At 69.6% G+C, this 18407-nt stretch carries 12 protein-coding genes; 10 read left to right on the forward strand and 2 right to left on the reverse strand.

Going from position 1 to position 18407, the window contains the following annotated elements; all coding sequences use genetic code 11:
- Positions 1-596: 596 nt before the first annotated feature.
- Positions 597-2981, forward strand: a complete 2385-nt coding sequence (locus SLW56_RS13290) for a TonB-dependent receptor (RefSeq protein WP_320694968.1) — start codon at positions 597-599, stop codon at positions 2979-2981.
- A 259-nt stretch (positions 2982-3240) separates the two neighbouring features.
- Here SLW56_RS13290 and SLW56_RS13295 read toward each other — a convergent pair whose 3' ends face one another.
- Positions 3241-3414, reverse strand: a complete 174-nt coding sequence (locus SLW56_RS13295) for a hypothetical protein (RefSeq protein ID WP_193312571.1) — start codon at positions 3412-3414, stop codon at positions 3241-3243.
- Between the two features lie 342 nt (positions 3415-3756).
- Between SLW56_RS13295 and SLW56_RS13300 the strand changes: the two genes are divergently transcribed.
- Positions 3757-4188: a hypothetical protein gene (locus SLW56_RS13300; RefSeq protein ID WP_026143831.1), complete on the forward strand. Its 432-nt coding sequence runs from the start codon at positions 3757-3759 to the stop codon at positions 4186-4188.
- Here SLW56_RS13300 and SLW56_RS13305 read toward each other — a convergent pair.
- On the reverse strand, positions 4178-5692 hold the full coding sequence (locus SLW56_RS13305; RefSeq protein ID WP_150409773.1) for an MASE1 domain-containing protein: 1515 nt from the start codon (positions 5690-5692) through the stop codon (positions 4178-4180). The genes SLW56_RS13300 and SLW56_RS13305 overlap by 11 nt on opposite strands.
- Positions 5693-6173: 481 nt before the next feature.
- Here SLW56_RS13305 and ybaL point away from each other — a divergent pair, with 481 nt between their 5' ends.
- The 8 genes from ybaL (at position 6174) to SLW56_RS13345 (ending at position 18379) form a co-directional block, all read left to right on the forward strand.
- Positions 6174-7853 (forward strand): YbaL family putative K(+) efflux transporter, encoded by a 1680-nt coding sequence (ybaL, locus tag SLW56_RS13310; RefSeq protein ID WP_267123530.1) that lies wholly within the window; start codon positions 6174-6176, stop codon positions 7851-7853.
- Positions 7854-8065: 212 nt separating this feature from the next.
- Positions 8066-8797, forward strand: coding sequence for an aldolase/citrate lyase family protein (locus SLW56_RS13315; protein ID WP_295919479.1), 732 nt, complete (start codon positions 8066-8068; stop codon positions 8795-8797).
- 79 nt (positions 8798-8876) lie between these two features.
- Positions 8877-10955 carry a TonB-dependent siderophore receptor gene (locus tag SLW56_RS13320; protein ID WP_267094206.1) on the forward strand — a complete coding sequence of 693 codons (2079 nt, stop codon included), beginning with the start codon at positions 8877-8879 and terminating at the stop codon, positions 10953-10955.
- A gap of 250 nt (positions 10956-11205) precedes the next feature.
- Positions 11206-12432 carry a siderophore biosynthesis protein PvsA gene (locus tag SLW56_RS13325; RefSeq protein WP_320694969.1) on the forward strand — a complete coding sequence of 409 codons (1227 nt, stop codon included), beginning with the start codon at positions 11206-11208 and terminating at the stop codon, positions 12430-12432.
- Entirely contained in the window at positions 12429-14225 is a 1797-nt protein-coding gene (locus SLW56_RS13330) for an IucA/IucC family protein (RefSeq protein WP_320694970.1), read from the forward strand. Before SLW56_RS13325 ends, SLW56_RS13330 begins: the two co-directional genes overlap by 4 nt.
- Positions 14222-15394: an MFS transporter gene (locus SLW56_RS13335; RefSeq protein WP_152236035.1), complete on the forward strand. Its 1173-nt coding sequence runs from the start codon at positions 14222-14224 to the stop codon at positions 15392-15394. Before SLW56_RS13330 ends, SLW56_RS13335 begins: the two co-directional genes overlap by 4 nt.
- Positions 15372-17129 (forward strand): IucA/IucC family protein, encoded by a 1758-nt coding sequence (locus SLW56_RS13340; protein ID WP_320694971.1) that lies wholly within the window; start codon positions 15372-15374, stop codon positions 17127-17129. Before SLW56_RS13335 ends, SLW56_RS13340 begins: the two co-directional genes overlap by 23 nt.
- Entirely contained in the window at positions 17126-18379 is a 1254-nt protein-coding gene (locus SLW56_RS13345) for a type III PLP-dependent enzyme (protein ID WP_320694972.1), read from the forward strand. The genes SLW56_RS13340 and SLW56_RS13345 overlap by 4 nt, the downstream gene beginning before the upstream one ends.
- Positions 18380-18407 lie beyond the last annotated feature (28 nt).

Raw genomic sequence — 18407 nt, forward strand, 5'->3', positions numbered from 1 at the left:
GATCAGTCGGAAGACATGACGCCTGTTTAGGGGCGACATGTCCAGATACAAGGAGCGGCTCCGGCCGCGGCACGATGCTGTCCATGGGGCACGGCTGAAGCCGCTCCTCCGGCGCATGGATCGGGCGTCCTTGTGGGAGGGACTTCAGTCCCGACGCATGAAGGTGCCAGCTGGCGTTGGGCTTCACTCGTCGCGGCTGAAGCCGCTCCCACAAGCGCCATACGCATTGCTCGCGAGATGCTGCGCTCGTGCAACCGCGACGCGCCCAACACCGTGCTCCGCCTCGTGCCGCGCAGCCAGCATCCCTCACATCGCACTGCGAAAAACGCCGCAGCACCCGCGCGCAGGCACCGCCGCGTGCACCATGTCCGTGCGCATGGGCGGCATTTTGTCTACACGCCCGGAAAATCCCGGGATTGGCGCTGCCGCAACGCCTGCAGCGGTGGTTGCAATTGCAACCTCGGCATCAGGCTTAACGGAATATTGACTCCACTGACATCAACCGGTAATCCCTAGGTCGCGTCGTCGCATCCGCCAGGGGACAGGGGAGTGCGCATGCAGCGGCGCCTCCCCCCACTTCTGGAGCCGCCTCCCCCATGACGCGCACGCTCACTCCGCTCGCCCACGCCGTCGCCCTGTGCCTGGCGACGTCCGCCGTTTCGGTCCACGCGCAGAACACCGGCAACGCGCAAACGCTGGACACCGTCATCGTCACCGGTACGCGTGTGGCCGATCGCACCGTCGCCGAATCGGCCTCGCCGATCGACATCATCTCACCGGAGACGCTGCAGTCCACCGGCACCACCGAACTGGCCACCGCGCTGTCGCGCGCGGTGCCGTCGTTGAACTTTCCACGCCCGGCGATCACCGATGGCTCCGATGCGGTGCGCCCGGCGCAGTTGCGCGGGCTCTCGCCGGACCAGGTGCTGGTGCTGGTCAACGGCAAGCGCTACCACACCACCGCGCTGGTCAACCTCAACGGCGCGCAGGGCCGCGGCTCCTCGCCGGCCGATCTCAACACCATTCCCATCGCCGCGGTCGAACGCATCGAAGTGCTCCGCGACGGTGCCTCCGCGCAATACGGTTCCGACGCCATCGCCGGCGTCATCAACATCGTGCTCAAGGGCAGCGGCACGGGCGGCAGCCTGGCCGGGCGCTACGGCAAGTACAGCGCCGGCGACGGCGAGCAGTACCAGCTCTCCGGCGATGCCGGGCTCACCTTCGCCGAGACCGGCACAGTGCACTTCGCCGCGCAGGCCGGACACCAGGACCAGACCGACCGCGCCACGCCGTACCAGGGCCAGGTGCAGCAGCGCTACGGCGACCCCGACGTGGACCAGGGCGCGGTCTCCTACAACGGTCAGTACAGCCCGGCCGACTACATCACCTTCTATTCCTACGCGATGCTCAGCCGCCGCGAGGTGCTGTCCAACGGTTACTTCCGCTGGTCCGGCGACAACCGCAACCGCCCGGAGATCTACCCCGCCGGCTTCCTGCCGCAGATCTACAACCTCAGCAAGGACGTGTCCTGGGTCGGCGGGGTCAAGTCCAGCACCGCCGGCGGCCTGGCCATCGACCTCAGCTACAACTACGGCCGCAACGATCTGAGTTTCGACGTGCGCCACAGCCTCAACAACAGCCTCGGCCTGGCCAGTCCCACCGAGTTCTATGCGGGCGCGCTGCAGGTCACCCAGAACGTGCTCAACGCCGACTTCAGCAAATCGCTGGAGGTCGGCCTGGCCTACCCGGTGACCCTGGCCTTCGGCGCCGAGTGGCGCGGCGAGAAGTTCAACGAATCGCCGGGCGCGCCGGCGTCCTACGTCAACGGCGGCATTCCCTCGGCCAATGGCACCCTGCTGCCGGGCGCGCAGGTGTTCGCCGGCTTCAAGCCCAGCGATTCCGGCCATTACGATCGCAACAGCTACTCGGCCTATCTCGACCTGGAAGGCGACATCACCGACAAGTTCTCCGCCGGCCTGGCCGGGCGCTACGAGAACTACAGCGACTTCGGCGACACCGCCACCGGCAAGCTGTCGCTGCGCTACGCCTTCAGCCCGAAGGTCGCGCTGCGCGCCACCGTCTCCACCGGCTTCCGCGCACCGTCGCTGCAGCAGCAGTATTTCCAGTCGGTCGCCACCAACTTCATCAACGTCGCCCAGCCTGACGGCAGCATCGCCGCCACGCCGTTCGAGATCGGCACCTTCCGCACCGACAACCCGGCGGCGATCGCGCTCGGCGCCGAGCCGCTGAAGGCCGAGAAGTCCAAGAACTACGGCCTGGGTCTGGTGCTGCAGCCGGTGGACGCGCTGTACATCACCCTCGATGCCTACCGCATCGACATCGACGACCGCATCGTGCTCTCGGAGAATCTCACCTCCACGGCCGTACGCAACTACCTGCAGGGCAACGGCTACGCCGGCATCGGCGGCGGCCGCTACTTCACCAACGCCATCGACACCAAGACCCAGGGCGTGGATGCGATCGGCACCTACAAGCTCACGCTGCCCGCGAGCAGCCTCGATCTCACCGCCGGCTACAACTACAACAAGACCGACATCGAGAAGATCGCCGGCAACCCGGCGGTGCTGGAAGCGATCGACCCGACCGCCGTACGCATCGGCCGTGCCGAGATCGGCCGCATCACCCGCGGTTCGCCGCGCGACAAGTTCTTTCTGAGCAGCGTATGGTCGCCCGGCGCCTGGGCCTTCACCGCCACGGCCACGCGCTGGGGCGAATTCACCGACTTCGGCACCACGCCGGCCGCCGACCAGACCTATGCGGCCAAATGGACCCTGGACCTGTCGGCCGCGTACACGCTGGGCCGCTGGCGCGTGACCGTCGGCGGCGACAACGTGCTCAACGAGTATCCCGACCGCTCGCGCGCCGGCGCAGGCACTCGCACCTATCTGCCGTACAGCACGTCCTCGCCGTTCGGCTTCAACGGCGCCTTCGCCTACGCCAACGTCAACTACAGCTGGTGATGCATTGCAGCGGCGGTGTCCCGGCACCGCCGCCACCGCGTTCATCGCAGACAACGCCGCGACCGCATGTCCGCCAGGTCGGTCTGGATGGCGTGCGGCGCTACACCGCTGACGCAGGAATCGGATGGGCATCAACGCGGCGGTGACGAAGCGTCGGCAAAGCGCGCGCCCATAAGCCTCGTCCCGTTTGGCAACGCATCGCACTCGCGCCGTCATCCGTTCGAACCATGCGTTTCCACGACAGTGACGCGCAGAGGCGTCAAACATTCGCCGCGCGATCCGGGCACATCGCGCCGAGCAACTGCACCGATCCGGTCACGTCGGTGATGGCCATCTCAGACACGGCACGACTCGTGATCGCATTCGACACACGCCGGGCAACGGCGCGATGGATTTCCCCACGATGCAACGCACTCGCCATCGACAGCGGCATTCGGCATCACTTGGCTGTGCCGAACGCGGAAGCGCCAGCAATAAAATGCCCTGCTGCACCGCGAGGACATACCCGCAATGTGTGGCATGGAAACTGCAATAAGGTCCACGCCCGACACCCCGGCGATGCCGGATGGTCGACGCGAATCGCGCGTGACCTGGGGCCATACCTGAGCAAGCCGATGCGGCGTATTTGCGGGAATTCCTCCGCAAAAATAAGCGTGAGCCACATCACAAGTATGAATCGATTGATTATTTGTCAACAGTGGCCTGTTGCGATTCGCGTAATGTGGAATCGCCTGAACGGCAGGCAAAAAAGCCCCACCCGGGGAAGGACCTGATTATGTGGAAAACTTCTAAACTCGCGACACTCTCGGGCATCGTGCTCTGCTCTGCGCTGGCGTCCAATGCCTATGCACAGAGCTGCTGTCCGGGCGGCGGTGTCGGTACGCCGATCGCCATTCGCGGCTTCGGCGAGAGCGCACCAGCGGCGACCAACCTGTCCACCAACGCATCGGTGCGCATCTATCAGTTCGAGCGTAACGGCGTGACCTACCTGCAGATCAACGACAGCACCGGTCAGGTGCGCGGTGCGGTCGGCCGCGTCGGCGACACCGCCTGGGTGACGCCGATGGGCAAGGACGTGGATCGGGTGAGCACCGTCGACACCTTCGACAGCAGCCGCGGCACCGTGGTCTACGATGCGCGCTACTTCACCGTGCAGGTGACCAGCGGCGCCAACGGCGACGTCTGGACCGTGACCATCAAGAAATAACGGTCTTTTGCAGCGGCTCGGAGATCAGGAAACTGATCTTCCGCTCATGACGGCGCCGGCAGGTGCCGTCATGAGCCTTTAACCGGCTTGCCAACTCCCAGTCCATCTCGTCGGCGCTATGCTGCCTGCGATCGCTGCCCGGCATCGCCGCATCGGCTTCCACGGTCACCACCACGCCGCGTTTGCCGCGTGCCGTCCAGACCCGTGCGGTGATCGTGTGCCGGCCCGCATCGGGCAGGATTTCCATGGCGTTGAGCACGCAGCGATACGCCGCCAGTTGCAGCCCGATGGACAGCCGCCGCGAATCCCCGTGCAGCCGCGCCTCGACCTCGGTATCGCAGGCGTTGGCGAAGGCGATGGAATTCAGCGCGCCGTACAGGCCGTGGGTTTCGATATCCAGCGGATACAGCGCCGCGACGTAATCGTCCAGCAATTGCGCCTGGATCACCCCGGTACGGTTCATTTCCATCGCCGCGGCGTAGTGACCGTGCTCCTTCAGCGTGCTGGCGATGTCGCGGCGCAGCTTGTTGATGTGCACATGGATGTCGGTGTACTCGATCACGCGGTTACGCAGCGTGCGCTCGGCCGACATGTAGCTGGCCTGGGCGACTTGCAGGGCCTGCCTTTCGGCAAAGCCGAAGCGTTGCGCCTGGTCGAAGGCGACAGAGAGCCTGGCGCCTAACGAAGCGAGCGCAGTCACCGCGAATGCCACCAACAACTGCACCTGCAATGTGTCCGCATCGTAGGCACCGGCATAGTTGGTCTTTGGCAATGACATGGCCACCGCAAAGTTGGCCATCACAACACCGATTGCAGCGCCTCGCCATGCATGCTTGAACGTCAGCCACACAGCCGGCGCGATCATCAGAACCAGAACGAACTGGCGCAGCACACCCTCGGCCTGCATTGCCCCAGCGAACAGGACGGCCATCAGTAACGCAGCGACGCCTGCGCTGTGCAGCAGCGTCCTTCGCTCGCCTGTATCTCCCTCTCCTCGCCTGACCCACAGCAGGGCGGGAAAGACGAACATGACGATACCCAGATAGAAACCTATCCAGAACTTCAGCGTGTTTTCCAGATTGATGTAGGCGGCAGGCCCACCCAGCAGCCAGTTGACTCCCTTGTTGACGAGCACAGCCCACAATGCCGCGCACAGGCAGATCAGCGGCAGCCAGCTCTGCTCGACCCGGAAATCAGGAAGGCTGCGCCGGACCGCCCAAGGCAGCAGCGAGAAGGCCGGCATCAACAGGAACGAGCTGCCGTACACCCAGACCGGATTTGCCCCGCCCTCCTCGATCATCGGCACACGCATGCTCAGCAGCGCCGCCGCGTCTCCCAGAAAAACGTAGGGCCAAAGCCGATACGGGAGAAACAGCAGTGCTGCGGTGCGCAGTCCGATCGGCAGGAACCATTGATCCAGAGAGCAGTGCCACACGGCCAGGTAGGCCGCGCAGTACACCGCGCTCAAGAGGATTCCGCTCGCGAATGTCTTCAGTCTAGCCATGCCACCCTGGTCCTGGCAGGACACCTAATTGGCGCAAACATACACCACGGGATGGGCCGGAACAGTAGACAGATAACGTCCATCATCCGCTGTAATGCCTTTCCTGACAGGGAGTTGCGTGGGGGACCCGATCGCTGCGACTTCCATCCCACTCAAGGTGTCGGGGAGCGGGAGCCGGGGCCGGGATGCGGCACTGCCCGGGGCGCCGGTTGCGCGGCTCGCCGGCCCTGGCAAGCGCATCCGTGCCCCACCTGCGCGATGCCGGGGGCATGCGTCTCGCGGCCGCCTGCTCCCGATGGCGGCCGCCCAGCCGCCGCCCGAGATCGTTCCGTCCTGTCGCCGCACGCGCAGCCCGCCACGTAATGGGCCTGTGGCCCAATCACGATGCCCGGGGTCCGCCAGCCGTTTGGCGCCCCCCACCCATTTGCCGACAAAAGCCCCGATCGGCGACACTCGGGGCCTACTTGTTCTGCGATCCTGAATGCATCACGACACCAGTCTCATCGACATCATCGCGGTCGGGCTCGCGCTCGCCTTCCTCCTCGGCACGCTGGCCCATCGCCTCAAACTCTCGCCGCTGGTCGGCTACCTGGTGGCCGGCATCTGCGTGGGTCCGTTCACGCCGGGCTTCGTCGCCGATCAGGCGCTGGCCAATCAGTTGTCGGAACTGGGGGTGATGCTGCTGATGTTCGGCGTGGGGCTGCACTTCTCGCTCGAAGACCTGATGGAAGTGAAGTGGATCGCGATCCCCGGCGCGCTGGCGCAGATCGCGGTCGCCACCCTGCTCGGCTGGGGCCTGGCCTGGAGCATGGGCTGGCCGACCCTGCACGGCCTGGTGTTCGGCCTGGCGCTGTCGGTGGCCAGTACCGTGGTGCTGCTGCGGGCGATGGAGGAACGGCGCCTGCTGGAAACCCTGCGCGGGCGCATCGCGGTCGGCTGGCTGATCGTGGAGGACCTGGTGATGGTGCTGGCGCTGGTGCTGCTGCCGGCACTGGCCGACGCGCTCGGCGGCAAGGGCGCCGATACCGGGGCGATCCTCGGCGCGCTCGGCGTCACCCTGCTGAAGATGGCCGCGTTCGTGGCGGTGATGCTGGTGGTCGGCCGCCGCGCCATCCCGTGGGCGCTGGAGAAGGTCGCCGCGACCGGCTCGCGCGAACTGTTCACCCTGTCGGTGCTGGCGATCGCGCTGGGCGTGGCGTTCGGCTCGGCCACCCTGTTCGGCGTGTCGTTCGCGCTGGGCGCGTTCTTCGCCGGCATGCTGCTGAAGGAATCCGAGCTCAGCCACAAGGCCGCCAACGACTCGCTGCCGCTGCGCGACGCCTTCGCGGTGCTGTTCTTCGTCTCGGTGGGCATGCTGTTCGATCCGCACATCCTGGTCGAGCATCCCTGGCAGGTGCTGGCCACGTTCCTGACCATCACCGTCGGCAAGTCGCTGGCCGCCTTCGTGATCGTGCGGGCGTTCGGCCACCCCACCGGCATCGCCCTGACCATTTCCACCAGCCTGGCGCAGATCGGCGAGTTCTCCTTCATCCTGGCCGGCCTGGGCGTGAGCCTGGCGATCCTGCCCGAGACCGGCCGCGACCTGATCCTGGCCGGCGCGCTGCTGTCGATCATCGCCAACCCGCTGCTGTTCACCTGGCTGGACCGCTGGCAGGCGCGGCAGGCGGTGGAGGCGCCGGTGACGGTGGAGCCGGAATTGCCGCCGGGCCCGTCGCTGGACCTGGTCGACCACGCCATCGTGATCGGCTACGGCCGGGTCGGCAGCGCGCTGGCGGCGGTGCTGCGCGAGCGCGGCGTGCCGGTGCTGGTGATCGACGACAACCGCGACCACGTCGAGCGCGCTCACGCCGACGGCATCCCCGGCATCCGCGGCAGCGCCGCGGCCGACCGGGTGCTGGCCGAGGCGCACCCGGACAAGGCCAAGATCGCGATCCTGGCGATCCCGCAGCCGCTGGAGGCCGGCGAAGCCCTGGCCAAGCTGCGTGCGCTGAACCCGGCACTGACCCTGCTGGCGCGTGCGCACAGCGACGCCGAGGTCAAGCACCTGCTCGACCACGGCGCCGACGGCACGGTGATGGCCGAGCGCGAGCTGGCCTATTCGCTGGCGGAAATGGTGATGGCGACGCCGCCGTATCGGGGGATGCGTGCCGCGGCGCGCTGAGGCCTTGACAGCGCGGCTTAGGGATTAGGCATTGGGGATTGGGGATTCGCAAAAGCGGCTCCTCTTCGGACGGTGAGTCGCAGAGCGAAAAGTGTGGTGGCGCACAGAAAGCGTCTACGGCGGCCGTGAAGACCCGTAGCGAATCTTCTTGATAAGCATTCTCGTTTGCGGCAGGATTGCGCTCCCTTCCCCAGTTCCGCGCGCCCTCCCCCATGGCCTGCAAGATCGGGTTGCTCAACTCCGTGCCCAGTGCCCTGCTGTGCGAGATGTTCGGGCATGTCGGCTACGACTTCGCGGTACTCGATCTGGAACACGTGCTGCGCTCGCCCGCCGAGCTGGAACATGCCATCCGCGCCTGCGAGCTGGGCGACTGCGAACCGTGGGTGCGCGTGCCCGAGGTCGATGCCAAGCTGATCGGCCGGGTGCTCGATGCCGGCGCCCGCGGCGTGGTCCTGGCCGGGCTGGACAGCGCCGAGCAGGCCGAGCGCGCGGTCGCCGCCGCGCACTTCCCGCCGCACGGCCGCCGCGGCATCACCGGCGGCCGCGTCACCGGCTTCGGCAGCGTGGCCCTGGCCGACTACATCGCCGGCAGCCGCGCGCGCCTGCGCGTGATCCCGATGATCGAGAGCGCCGCCGGCGTGCGCGCCCTGCCGCAGATCCTGCAGGTGCCCGGCGTGTCGCTGGTGATGGAAGGCGCGCTGGACCTGGCGCTGGACCTGGGCGTTGGCCCGCAGCCCACCCATCCGCAGGTCTGGGAACAGCTGCTGGAGATCGACGCGGCCTGCCGCGCCGCCGGCGTTCCGTTCTGCCCCAATCCCCGCGACGCCGCGCAACGCGCGCACTGGCTGGCGCAGGCGGACCTGCAGTGGCTGTTCGCCGGCGAAGACCGCGCGTTGCTGCAGGCCGCGTTGCGCCAGCGCGCGGCCGACCTGCGCAGCCCCTGACCGTTTTCGTGCCTCTGGAGTCGTCGTCTTGATCGCTTCGCTTTCCCCTTCGCTGCTGGCCGTCGCCCTCGCCGCCGCCATGCTCGCCCCCTCCAGCGCGCGCGCCGAGGACACTCCGCCCGACGCCGACGCGCAGGCGCGGATCCGCCAGCTCGACGCGGTGCAGGTGCAGGGCAGCCTGCTCGGCCGCTCCACCGTCGAGGACGTGCAGCACTACGCCGGCAGCCGCCAGGTGATCGACAACACGCAACTGCGCACCGGCGCCAACCGCTCGCTGGACGACGCGCTGCAGAAGGTGCCGGGCATCAAGGTGTTCGACGAGACCGGCACCGGCGCGCTGCCGCAGATCATGCTGCGCGGCCTGTACGAGAGCCGTAGCGGCCGCGTGCAGGTGCTCGAGGACGGCATTCCGCTGGCGCTGGCGCCGTACGGGCAGACCAGCCTGTCGTTGTTCCCGGTCGGCCTGAACCAGGTCGACCGCATCGACATCGTGCGCGGCGGCGCGGCGGTGCAGTACGGCCCCAACAACGTCGGCGGCGTGATCAACCTGATCAGCCCGGACATTCCCACCACCTGGACCACCACGCTGGGGCAGAAGGTCACCGCCGGCGGCGCCGGGCATTACCTGGGCGACACCGCGATCAGCACCGGCGGCTACGCCAGCGACACGTTCGGCCTGCAACTGGACGCCAACTGGACCAAGGGCGACTACTGGCGCGAACACAGCGCCACCGACATCAAGAACCTGCGCCTGCGCGCGGAATGGTGGCTGGCGCCGGACACGCTGCTCAAGGCCAGCGTGCAGCGCTACGTCGCCGACATGGACATGGCCGGCGCCTTGTCCACCGCCGACTACCTGCGCGATCCACGCCAGTCGACGCGGCCGCTGGACGCATTCAACGGCCGCACCACGCGCGCCTCGCTGGTCTATCAGCAGGACTTCGGCGATGTGGGGCCGTTCCAGGACCTGCGCCTGGACTGGAGCAACTTCAGCGCGCGCAGCAGCCGCAACTTCATCGTCGGCATGCGCTCGGCGGCCAGCGAGACCTGGCGCCCCGACCTGCCGCCGCAACTGCGGCAGAGTGCCCCGCGCGATTTCCGCGTCTACGGCAGCGAGCCGCGGCTGAGCTGGACGATGGGCGACGGCGCGGTGCGCCAGCAGTGGACGCTGGGCGCGCGCGCGATCAACGAGGACATCGACTTCCTGGTCGGCAACACCCGCCTCAGGGACGGCCTGTACACCCTGGTGCGCGACTGGCGCTTCAAGGACCGCGGCGCCGCCGCCTACGTCAGCGACGCGATCGCCTTCGCCGACGGCCGCGTCACCGTCACCCCCGGCCTGCGCTACGAGCAGGTCGATTCGCGCTACTACAACCTGGCCAGCGGCGCGCGCACGCGCAACAAGACCGACGACGTGCTGCCCGGCCTGACCCTGGGATTCCAGGCCAGCCCGCAGTGGTACCTGTACGCCGACGGACAGCGCTCGCTGCGCGCGCCGCAGGTCACCCAGATCATCTTCGGCGACAACCTCGACGCCGAACTGGCCTGGAACTACGAAGCGGGCGCACGCTACCAGCCCAATGAGCGCACCCGCGTGCAGTTCGGCGGCTACCTGATCGACTTCGACCAGCAGATCCAGCTCGACAACACCACGCGCACCTACCGCAACCTCGGCAAGACCCGCCACCAGGGCGGCGAAGTGGAACTGCAGTGGAGCCCGGCGCAACTGCGCGCGCTGACCCTCAATGCCGGCTACGCCTATCTGGACGCACGGCAGAAATCGGGCGTGTACGACGGCCTGCGCGTGCCCTACACCTCGCGCAACCAGCTCACCCTCGGCGCGTCGTACCGGCCCGAATCCGGTCATACCACCGTCGCCGTTTCCAGCTATTACTTCAGCCGCGCCTTCAGCGATGCGGCCAACACCGTGCAGGAAAACGCGATCGGCTCGGTCGGCGAGCTGCCGGCCTACTGGGTGTGGAACGCGCAGCTGAGCCAGGTGCTCAGCGAAGGCGCCAGCGGCAAGCTCAGCGCGTCGCTGGCGGTCAACAACCTGTTCGATCGGAAGTACTGGTACCGCGGCATCGACACCAGTCCCTGGGGCCGGCAGCCGGCGCCGGGCCGCAGCGTCACCGTCGGCCTCGAGTACACGTTCTGATCCACGCCGGCGTCGGACGACGACGCCGGCAGTCGCACCACCGCGCGCCAGCACGGCGCGCCGCCGCCCGCGGGAGACGCGGGCACCTGCAGCGGACGCAGCCGCGTCCTTCCCCTACCCAGCGCGCGCCCGATGCGATGCGCCAGGCAACCACGCGACCCTGCCGCAGCCGCGGCGCATGCCTCCCGTGTCCGCCTCCGCGCGGCCGCGCCGGCGGCGTGCGTGCGCCTGCGCCCGACGAGACCCGCACATGACCTCGCACGACGCTCCCCTGCTGCTCCTCAGCCACGTCTGCCACCCGGCGGTGACCGATGGCTTCCTCCCCGCCGCGCAGCGCCTGGGCGTGCCGGTGCTGCTGCTGACCGACCACCGCCACGCGCACCTCGACCACTTCCGCCGCCATCCGCCGGCCGCACCGGTGCAGGTGCTGGAGTGCGACGTGTTCAATCCGCTGGGCGTGCTCGACCTGCTCGGCAGCCTGCCGCAGCCGCCGCGCGCGGTATTCAGCAACAGCGATCACCTGCAGACCAGCGCCGCCGTGGTCGCCGCCGCGCTCGGCGTGCCGGGCAAGGATTGGCAGGTCTGCTACGCGGCCAAGAACAAGGCGGCGATGCGCCAGCGGCTGCGCGCGCTCGGCCTGCCGGCGCCGTGGTTCTGCAGCCTGGCGCCGGGCGCGATGCCGCCGGCGCAGGCACCCTGGCCGCTGATCGCCAAGCCGCGCGAAGGCGTGGCCAGCCTGGACGTGCGCCACTGCGCCGGCGCGGCGGCGCTGCAGGCCTACCTCGATGATTTCTGGCAGCGCCACCCGCAGCGCAGCGTGCTGCTGGAGAGCGTGCTGGAGGGTCCGCTGTTCACCCTGGAAACGCTCGGCGACGGGCGCACCCTGCAGCCGATCGGCGGCTTCGACGTGCAACTGTCGGCGCCACCGCATTTCGTCGAATGCGAGGCGCGCTGGCGCAGCGCCATCGACACCCCGGTGCTGCAGCAGGCACTGGCGCAACTGCAGGCGTTCGGCATCGGCTTCGGCGTATGCCACAGCGAGTTCATCCTCACCGCCGACGGCCCGGTGCTGGTGGAGATCAACTACCGCAGCATCGGCGACGGCCGCGAATTCCTGCTCGATCGCCTGTTCGGCGGACACTGGTTCGACAGCGTGCTCGGCCTGCACCTGGGCCGGCCGCTGCCGGCGCTGCAGGCGCGCCGCGCGCAGGCGCTGGTGCGCTACTACGTGGCCGAGCACGACGGCAGGCTGGCGGTGGCCAGTGCCGACCATGCCAGCAGCGACGCGCACTGGGAAGCACGCTACCGCCGCCTGCGGCAACCCGGCGACGCAATCCGCCTGAGCCACTCCAACAAGGATTACCTGGGCGTGCTGGACGTGCTCGCCGACACCGCGTCGGACCTGCAGCAGGCGCTGGCCAGCACCGAGGCGTCGCTGCACTGGCGCATCGACACCACCACCGGAGTGGCGGCATGAGCCAGGACGCCGACCGCCGCTACATCGACCTGCGCGTGATCGACGCCTGCCTGCGCGAAGACCTGCGCGGCATCGTCAGCCGCGGCGCCGCGGCCACGCCGCCGCCGGCGGTGCTCGCCGCCTGGGCGCAGGCGCCGCTGCCCACAGACGCCATCTGGTGGCGCATCGCGCACCTGCCCGACGGCGAACTGTGGCTGCCGCTGCGTCGCGCCGGCTACCTGCAGACCGTGAGCGCCTGCAGCGACAGCTGGGTCCTGCACACCGGGCAGCACAGTGTCTGCGAATCCGGCGCGGCGCAGTGGCTGGCGCGACTGGGCGCCGGGCTCGATGCGGAGACCCAGGCGCTGCACCGCGCCTATGTCGAGGAAGCCGAGTGCGCGGTACGCCAGCGCGCGCTGGCGCGGCAGGCCTACGCGCAGCAACGGCCGCTGCTGGCCACCGCGCTGGACGCCGCCGACGCGCACGAGCGCGCCTACCGCTGCGAACAACTGGCCAGCCACCGCGACCATCCGTTCTATCCCAGCGCACGCGCCAAGCTCGGCCTGGACGATGCCGACCTGCCGCGCTACGCACCGGAGTTCGGCCCCAGCTTCGCGCTGCGCTGGCTGGCGCTGCCAATCGCGCAGGTCACCCAGACCACGCCGCCGCCGGCGTTCTGGCCGCGCCCGAGCATGCTCGGCCTGGATTCGACGCTGGACGCCGACCACGTCGCCTGGCCGCTGCACCCGCTGATCTTCGCGCGGCTGGGCGAGGACGGCTTCGCCCTGCCGGACGGCGCGATCGCCGCGCCGCAGCCGTGGCTGCAGGTGCGCCCGTCGCTGTCGCTGCGCACGGTGATTCCGCTGGCGTTTCCCGATCATCATCTGAAGCTGCCGGTGCCGATGCGCACGCTCGGCGCGCTCAACCTGCGCCTGATCAAACCGTCCACGCTGTACGACGGGCACTGGTTCGAACGCGTGCTGTGCGACCTGGCCGCGCACGATCCGGCGCTGGGCGAACGCTACCTGCACGTGGACGAGGCGCATGCCGGCCATGTCGGCGAGACCCGGCACCTGTCCTATCTGCTGCGCCGCTATCCGGCGTTGCCGGAGGCGACCCTGGTGCCGGTGGCCGGCCTGTGCGCGACGCTGCCCGATGGCCGGCCGCTGGCCGCGCACCTGGCCGACCGCTTCCATGGCGACGACCTCACCGCCTGGTGGGACAGCTACCTGGCGCTGATGTGCCAGGTGCACCTGCGGCTGTGGCTGCGCTACGGCATCGCGCTGGAGGCCAACCAGCAGAACAGTGTGCTGATCTACGCCGCCGGCCGCGCGCCGCGGCTGCTGATGAAGGACAACGACGCGGCGCGGGTGCTGCTGCCGCGGCTGCACGCGCAACGGCCGGCGCTGGCCGCGCTGGGCACCCCGCGCGATGCGCGTATCGTGGTGCAGGACGACGCCGCGCTGGCGCGGATGTTCTGCACCATCATCCTGCAACTGGATCTGCAGGCGGTGCTGGAAGGGCTGGCGGAATGGCAGCCGGGACTGCGCGCCCCGCTGTACGCACTGCTGCGCGCGCGCCTGCACGGCACCCTGCGCGCGCTGCGTGAGGACGGCATCGACACCGCCCCGGCGCAGGCGCTGCTGGACGCGCCCACGCTGCCGGTGAAGTACCTGCTCAGCGCCGGCAGCCTGCTCGGCAAGCAGATCACCGGCGCGGCGGACATCAACAAGTTCTACGGCGACAGCGCGCCCAACCTGCTGCGCGAGGCTGCGCTGGCGGCGCGCGCGGTCGCGGCCGGGGCGGCGCGATGAAGCGCCTCCTCGGCCCGGTGCTGGCCGCGCATTATCTGGCCGCCTTCACCGCGCTGGGCATGCCGCTGTTCCTGCCGCAGGTGCTGCAGCAGCTCGCGCCGGGTGCGGCGATCGGCTGGAGCGGCGTGCTGTACGTGCTGCCGACGCTGTGCACTGCGCTCACCGCCAGCACCTGGGGCCGGCTGGCCGACCGCTATGGACGCAAGCGCTCGCTGCTGCGCGCGCAACTCGGCCTGGCGCTTGGCTTCCTCATGGCCGGCTTCGCGCCGAACCTGGGCTGGCTGGTCGCCGGCTTGGTCGTGCAAGGCGCCTGCGGCGGCTCGCTGGCCGCGACCAACGCCTATCTCAGCAGCCAGGCGCAGAGTGGCTCGCTGGCGCGGGCGCTGGACTGGACCCAGTTCTCGGCACGGCTGGCGATGGTCACCGCACCGGCGCTGCTCGGCCTGGCCACCGCGCTGGGGCCGGCGCAGTCGCTGTACCGCTACCTGGCGCTGCTGCCGCTGCTGGCCTTCGCGCTGAGCTGGCGGTTGCCGGCCGATCCGCCGCGCGTGCCGGCGGCAGTCGCATCCACACCCGCGATGCCGCAGGCGGATGCGGCGCAGCGCCGCCAGCGCTGGGCGCTGTGGACCACGCAGTTCCTGTTCTGTTTCGCGATGGTGGTGACCTTTCCCTACTTCCTGCCGTATGCGCAGGCGCACGGCATCGGCAGCAGCGCGGTCGCCGGCCTGCTGTACAGCTTGCCGCACCTGGTCTACCTGGTGCTGATGCCGTGCTGGCGCGGTCGCGACCACCGCATGTCGCCGCTGCCGGCGGGGCTGGCGCTGTTCGCACTGGCCTGCCTGCTGCAGATGGCGCCGCCGGCGCCCGGCTGGTTGATCGCCGCGCGGCTGCTGTTCGGTCTGGGCATGTGGATGGCGCTGCGCGGCCTCAACCGCAGCCTGGCCGAGGTTGCCGGCGGGCGCGGCGCGGGCCAGTTGTTCGGCCGCTTCGATGCCGCCGGCAAGTACGCCGGCGTCGCCGGCGGCGCCCTCGCCGGTGCCCTGGTGCAAGGCCATGGCCTGGCCGTTCCCTTCCTCGCCGCCGCCGCGGCCGCCCTGCTGGCGCTGCTGCCGGCCCTGATGCTCACGTCCGTTCGGAGAACCGTCCATGTCCCCGTTGCCGATGCATGACCCGTGGTACGACAGCCTGGCGCAAGCGCAGGCGATCACCTGCTGGCTCAACTGCTACCTGCGCGAAGTCGCGCTCGATCGCGGCCTGGCCGACTTCGACTATCGCGGCCTGGACCGGCCCGGCATCGCCGCCGCCGGCGAGCGCTGGCTACGCCTGCGCCTGCCCTCCAGCGCCACGCTGTGCGTGCGCCTGGCGCATGCCGACCGCCTGGGCCGCTGCCGCTTCGCCTCGGCGCCCTACCTGAAGGCCGACGGCCGTCCGTGGCACTGCCTGGACGCAGAGGCGCTGGTGCGCCTGCTGCTGCAGGAACTCAGCGAAGGCGAGCACGCGCCCAACCTGGAACTGCTGGCGCAGAGCGCCAACAGCATCGCCATCACCGCGCAGTTGCTGCGCCAGGCCGACGCCGCCCAGCCAACCGGCGAGGCGCTGATCGATGCCGAGCAGTCGATGCTGTGGGGCCACGCCTTCCATCCCACGCCCAAGAGCCGCGAAGGCGTGCCGCTGGAGCAGGTGCTGGCCTGCGCGCCGGAAGCGCGCAGCGCCTTCCCGCTGTTCTGGTTCCGCATCGATCCGCGCCTGTATCGCGCACAGGGCGATGACGTGCGCGCGACGCTGGCGCAGGCCGGCGGCGGCGCCGACCTGTACCCCTGCCATCCGTGGGAGGCCGAGCGCGTGCTGGCGCATCCGCTGCTGCGCCAGGCGCAGGCGCGCGGCTGGATCGAGCCGCTGGGCGAACGCGGCCTGGCGCTGCGCCCGACCTCGTCGGTGCGCACGCTCTACCACGCCGAGCTCGATCATTTCCTCAAGCTGTCGGTGCACGTGCGCCTGACCAACTGCGTGCGCAAGAACGCCTGGTACGAACTGGAAAGCGCGGTGGCGCTGACCCGCCTGCTGGCGCCGGACTGGCAGGCGCTGGCACAGCGCGTGCCTGGCTTCCACGTGCTGCTGGAGCCGGCCGCCACCGACCTGGACTTCTCCGCGCTGGACGCCGATGCGCAGGCCTGCCGCGAGCTGGGCGAGAGCTTCGGCGTGCTGTACCGGCAGGCGATCCCCGCGGCGCAGCGCGCGCGCTATCGCCCGCAGGTGGCCGGTGCGCTGTTCACCAACGACGCACGCGGCCAGCCGGCTTGCGCCGCCGCACTGCAGACGCTGGCGCAGCGCAGCGCCAGCAGCCTGGAGGCGGCCACCGCGGCCTGGTTCCGCGCCTATGCGCAACTGCTGCTGGATGGCGTGTGGAGCGCCTGGTTCGGCTACGGCATCGTGCTGGAGCCACACCTGCAGAACACCGTGATCGGCTGCGAGGACGGCCTGCCGACACAGGTGTGGATCCGCGACCTGGAAGGCACCAAGCTGCTGCCGTCGCGCTGGCCGGCCGCACGCCTGCCGGGCATGTCCGAGACCGCGCGACAGTCGCTGTACTACAGCGCCGAACGCGGCTGGAACCGCATCGCCTACTGCGCGCTGGTCAACAACCTGGCCGAAGCGATCTTCCACCTCGCCGACGGCCACGACCGCCGCGAACGCCAGCTGTGGCAGATCGTCGGCGACATCGCGCGCAGCTGGCAGCAGCGCCACGGCACGCAACCGGCACTGCAGGCCCTGCTCGACGGCGCGCCGCTGCCGGCCAAGAACAACCTGCGCCTGCGCCTGCTGCAACGTGCCGACCGCCATGCCGACTACAGCTTCCTGCCCAACCCGATCGGCAGCGCCGCGCTGCGGCAGGCGGCGGCATGAGCCTGCGCATCGATCCTGCCCCACTGCACGCGGCGCTGGCGCAGTTGCGCACGCAGGCCGACGGCCCGGTCTGCGCCTACGTCTACGACCTGGCAGCGCTGCAGACGCACGCGGCGATGCTGCGCGCACACCTGCCGGCCGAGTGCGAACTGTTCTACGCGGCCAAGGCCAACGCCGAGCCCCCCGTGCTGCGCACGCTGGCACCGTGGGTGGACGGTTTCGAGGCGGCCTCCGGCGGCGAACTGCAATGGCTGCACACGCACCAGCCGGGCCGCCGGCTGCTGTTCGGCGGCCCCGGCAAGCTCGATGCCGAACTGCAGCTGGCCGCCAGCCTGCCCGACTGCAGCGTGCACGTGGAAAGCCTGGGCGAGCTGCAGCGACTGGCGCGCATCGCCGCGTCGCACACGCGGCCGCTGTCGGTGTTCCTGCGCCTGAACATCGTGGTGCCGGGCATGCAGGACACGCGCCTGGTGATGGGCGGGCGGCCCTCGCCGTTCGGCCTGGACGCGGACGATCTGGACGCGGCCATGCAGGTACTGCGTGGCGCGAGCGGACTGCGCCTGGACGGCTTCCACTTCCACCTGCTGTCGCACCAGCGCGATGCGCAGCTGCAGTTGCGGCTGATCGCACACTACCTGCAGACCGTGCAGGGCTGGCGCCAAGCCTATGGATTGGGACCGCTGACGGTGAATGCCGGTGGCGGCTTCGGCGTGGACTACGCCGATCCTGCGGCCTCGTTCGACTGGGCCGCGTTCTGCGCCGGGTTGCCGGCGCTGCTGCGCACGCACGGCCAAGGCCTGCGCCTTCGCCTGGAGCCGGGTCGCTACGTCAGCGCCGCCTGCGGCTGGTACCTGATGGAAGTGCTGGACATCAAGCGCAGCCATGGCGCGCAGTTCGCGATCGGCCGCGGCGGCACCCATCATTTCCGCACGCCTGCCGCGCAGGGCCACGACCATCCGTTCCTGGTGCTGCGCGGCACGCAGCCGCCGGTGCTGCGCGATGCGCGGGTGACCCTGGTCGGGCAACTGTGCACGCCCAAGGACGTGCTGGCCCGCGACCAGCCGGTGGCCGCACTGGCACCTGGCGACTGCCTGGCGTTCCCGCTGGCCGGCGCCTACGCCTGGAACATCTCGCACCAGCAGTTCCTGATGCATCCACCGCCGCAGATGCTGTTCCTCGACGGCCCGGCGCAGGCCGCCGACGCCTTGCCGCAGCGCCGCATTGCCGACCCGGCCGCCGCGGCGTCATGATCCGGTCACCCGTGCCGGCGCACCCTGC

The organism is Xanthomonas sp. LF07-6 (assembly GCF_034105445.1).
GTDB lineage: Bacteria > Pseudomonadota > Gammaproteobacteria > Xanthomonadales > Xanthomonadaceae > Xanthomonas_A > Xanthomonas_A sontii.

What these genes read in the sequence shown, in the direction of transcription:
- SLW56_RS13315 (WP_295919479.1), top strand. Translation starts at nt 8,066, where the DNA reads ATGGCCTGCAAGATCGGGTTGCTCAACTCCGTGCCCAGTGCCCTGCTG.
- SLW56_RS13340 (WP_320694971.1), top strand. Translation starts at nt 15,372, where the DNA reads ATGTCCCCGTTGCCGATGCATGACCCGTGGTACGACAGCCTGGCGCAA.
- SLW56_RS13345 (WP_320694972.1), top strand. Translation starts at nt 17,126, where the DNA reads ATGAGCCTGCGCATCGATCCTGCCCCACTGCACGCGGCGCTGGCGCAG.
- SLW56_RS13295 (WP_193312571.1), bottom strand. Translation starts at nt 3,414, where the DNA reads ATGCCGCTGTCGATGGCGAGTGCGTTGCATCGTGGGGAAATCCATCGC.
- SLW56_RS13330 (WP_320694970.1), top strand. Translation starts at nt 12,429, where the DNA reads ATGAGCCAGGACGCCGACCGCCGCTACATCGACCTGCGCGTGATCGAC.
- ybaL (WP_267123530.1), top strand. Translation starts at nt 6,174, where the DNA reads ATGCATCACGACACCAGTCTCATCGACATCATCGCGGTCGGGCTCGCG.
- SLW56_RS13325 (WP_320694969.1), top strand. Translation starts at nt 11,206, where the DNA reads ATGACCTCGCACGACGCTCCCCTGCTGCTCCTCAGCCACGTCTGCCAC.
- SLW56_RS13300 (WP_026143831.1), top strand. Translation starts at nt 3,757, where the DNA reads ATGTGGAAAACTTCTAAACTCGCGACACTCTCGGGCATCGTGCTCTGC.
- SLW56_RS13335 (WP_152236035.1), top strand. Translation starts at nt 14,222, where the DNA reads ATGAAGCGCCTCCTCGGCCCGGTGCTGGCCGCGCATTATCTGGCCGCC.
- SLW56_RS13320 (WP_267094206.1), top strand. Translation starts at nt 8,877, where the DNA reads ATGCTCGCCCCCTCCAGCGCGCGCGCCGAGGACACTCCGCCCGACGCC.
- SLW56_RS13305 (WP_150409773.1), bottom strand. Translation starts at nt 5,692, where the DNA reads ATGGCTAGACTGAAGACATTCGCGAGCGGAATCCTCTTGAGCGCGGTG.
- SLW56_RS13290 (WP_320694968.1), top strand. Translation starts at nt 597, where the DNA reads ATGACGCGCACGCTCACTCCGCTCGCCCACGCCGTCGCCCTGTGCCTG.